Here is a 2,943-nt window from a genome sequence, read left to right as displayed (position 1 = left end):
CTGGGACGGAAGTCGCTGTCGCTCACAAAATCGGTGGAGCTGCATGACAAAGTCATCGGGCATTATCTGAACATAAAACACTATCAATAAGTTGGAGTCATTACCTTAAACTTGCTTTAACAAAATTTTGGGACTGACCGAAACAAAAAGGCCAGCCCCGGAGGGCTGGCTATTCAGTACAGGGCAATGACAGGTTTCTTGATGCCGCAGGCGTGAGCGTAGCGGGTCAGTGTGTCGATGCTGGCTTTGGTGATGTTGTTTTCCAGGCGAGAAATAACCGGAGGTGTAACCCCCATGCGTTCAGCAACCTGCGCTTTTGTCAGGTTGTCATGCTTGCGCCATTCAGCAAGCAGCTCCCTGAGCTTTTCCTTACGTTCTTCTTCCTGCCATGCAGCGCGATATTCATCGTCCTGCATCCACTCGTTATGCAGTTCTTTATGGCTTACCAGTTTCATTAAGTACCTCCGCTAACCGCTTTTTGGCGAGATCGATTTCTTTCGCTGGCGTTTTCTGTGACTTCTTGATGAAAACACGGAGCATGATGATGGTATTGCCTTTGTGGTATACCCAGATTCCCCTGGCTATGTCCGTCCCCATCGTGCGGATCTCAAAAAGTCCATCGCCCAGGGGCTTCGTGTCCGGCTCCCGCAGTAATCGGGCGTCATACTCCAGTTTGCCGATGAGACGGTCAAACTTCACCCTGATTTTTACGGGTAATGCTGTGGCTTCTTCCCTGGCTTCCGGGTGATAAACAACGCTAAACATGTGACCTCCCATTTCTATTAATATTAACCTATAGGCTAATTTCAGACAAGGTAGAATTAACCTATAAGCTAATTTTGTTGGCAGTTATCGTGGCTACCCGGTCACTACCCTGTTAGCGTGAGTTTTCGTTCCACTGAGGAACGGGGATTTATGCGCGTTAGCGCATGTAAGGCGGCAGGATGAAATGACAGGTAGCACCGAGGGTTAGCCGCCGATACCAGTGAGGGATCGAAAGGGATCGCCTATCCATCCCTTCACCCTGCAAAGCCATATTCCGCTAAAAGCGGCTCAGAGGCTTTTGTGCGCGGTCGGAGTGGTCACAACAAGGCGAAGCCGCAGTTGGGGCGTATCTCCGCGTTAGCGGGTCGTAAGAGCCGCTTACGAGCGTGTAAGCTAATTCTTCAGCGATATTTGCTGACGTATCCGGCGTGGCCGGATTTGTCCAATCCCTCGATGGCTAACAGGCGAGCTGTTAGCCATCGAGGGATTCCGTTCTGAATGCCCCGCGCTTTAGCGTGGGGAGCTACTTTTGAGGCGCTCGCGCCGATGCTGTTCGGTTATCCACTTTTTAAAGGGGATAACAGTAATGTCTTTTATTTTTTGGTTTATCTTTTAATACGTAAGTAATTAAAAGATAAACCAAAAGAGTATTTGCGCCATCTCGTTTGCACTTCATTATCACTTACCCACAAGCTATACAGCAGTTGTGGTGGGTCTACGCCGGAACCGCCGAAAAATCCGTCATTCCTGTAGGCGGGATGGGTTGGATTTCGAAAATTATTGTACTATAAGGGCTTCCCCGGCGTGTCAACGCCGGTGTTTATGGTTTCTGTCTGCTCTTCAGTAAAAATAAAGGGGAGAGACTGCGGTACTATAAACGGCCATGATGAATCGTCATCGATTCGGACCCTGATGAAAGACGCGCGTGAGGTTCTTGTTCGTTAAGCGGATACGTATATCCTGTACAATAGCCAGATAGGCCTCACGGGGTATAACCCTTTATCATCAACGAATTGCAGGTCAGATGGTTATTTTGTTTCGTGCTTTAGCTGGCTGAGTACAGCCTGAAATCATCACCGTAATGCAATGATGCCCAGCACAGCCTTGCGTTTTTGGCGGCGATGGCTACAACGGCACGCCAGTATCCTCTGCGATCGACCAGTGAACAGACCCAACGACTGAATAAATCAGTCCTTTTCTCGGCACCAATCAGAACCGAACGAGCCCCCTGAACCAGTAGCGTTCGCAGATACGAATCGCCAGCTTTAGTTATCCTGCCAAGCTTTGATTTCCCACCACTGCTGTACTGCGATGGCGTTAGTCCCAGCCAGGCTGCCAGTTGTCGCCCATTTTTAAAATCGTGTGCATTACCGATACTGGCGACCAGCGCACAGGCCGTTGTGGGACCAATCCCTTTCAGTTCCATCAATCGCTGGCTGCGGTGATCTGTTTTTGCCATGCGGGACAAAATCCGGTCATATTCAGTAATATTATCTTCAATACGATCAATGTGTTCCAGCAGGTCATTAACACATTGTTGAACCTGAAGTGGCAAAGAACTCTTCTGCTCAGAAACCATGTGACGCAGGGCATCTGTACTTTGTGGGGCGATGACACCGAATTCCGATATCAAACCTCTCAATCGGTTATATGTTGCTGTTTTCTCTTCGATAAAACCCTGTCTGATACGGTGTAGGCATTGCATCGCCTGCTGGCTCTCATCCTTCACTGGTACAAACCGCATATGCGGGCGACGAACTGCTTCACAGATAGCCTGAGCATCAGCTGCATCATTTTTGCCTGATTTACCGGCCATGCGGTAAGGAGATACAAATTTAGCAGCCATCAGCCGTGGTTCATGACCATATTGCCGAAACAACCTTGCCCAGTAGTGAGCCCCGGAGCATGCCTCCATCCCGATAACACAGGGAGGTAAACTGGCAATCAGCTCAGGAAGGGCAGCACGCGATACTTTGGGTTTAACCAGAACAGTTTTACCGTGTTGGTCAACGCAGTGAACAGCGAACACATTTTTAGCAAGATCGATACCGACAGTCGTGATGGTCATAACGAATCCCTCCGGGGCTATGTTTACCCCATGATTGCACAAGAGTTAATCAGGCGCATATCCAGGGGAAGTCCCTTCCATTCGTTAAGGGGCACTGTTGCAAATAGTCG

4 protein-coding genes are annotated in these 2,943 nt (G+C 49.2%); 1 reads left to right on the top strand and 3 read right to left on the bottom strand.

The genetic code is table 11. The features are described 5' to 3' along the window. Positions 1–90: IS1 family transposase (locus IM317_RS22955; protein ID WP_218968807.1), on the top strand; the 90-nt coding region annotated here is incomplete at its 5' end. 83 nt (positions 91–173) lie between these two features. Here the strand turns inward: IM317_RS22955 and IM317_RS22950 are convergent. From IM317_RS22950 to IM317_RS22940, 3 genes are all read right to left on the bottom strand, one after another. Then, positions 174–455, bottom strand: coding sequence for a helix-turn-helix transcriptional regulator (locus tag IM317_RS22950; protein ID WP_000780222.1), 282 nt, complete (start codon positions 453–455; stop codon positions 174–176). Then, on the bottom strand, positions 436–765 hold the full coding sequence (locus IM317_RS22945) for a type II toxin-antitoxin system RelE/ParE family toxin (protein ID WP_000493286.1): 330 nt from the start codon (positions 763–765) through the stop codon (positions 436–438). The genes IM317_RS22950 and IM317_RS22945 overlap by 20 nt, the downstream gene beginning before the upstream one ends. A 1,045-nt stretch (positions 766–1,810) precedes the next feature. Next, positions 1,811–2,833, bottom strand: a complete 1,023-nt coding sequence (locus IM317_RS22940) for an IS110 family transposase (RefSeq protein ID WP_001572362.1) — start codon at positions 2,831–2,833, stop codon at positions 1,811–1,813. Positions 2,834–2,943 lie beyond the last annotated feature (110 nt).

The sequence above is a fragment of the Enterobacter cloacae complex sp. S3 genome (assembly GCF_014930495.1).
Taxonomy (GTDB): domain Bacteria; phylum Pseudomonadota; class Gammaproteobacteria; order Enterobacterales; family Enterobacteriaceae; genus Enterobacter; species Enterobacter asburiae_B.
Note: the sequence above shows the minus strand (reverse complement) of the source record. Positions and strands in the feature narration are given on the sequence as shown.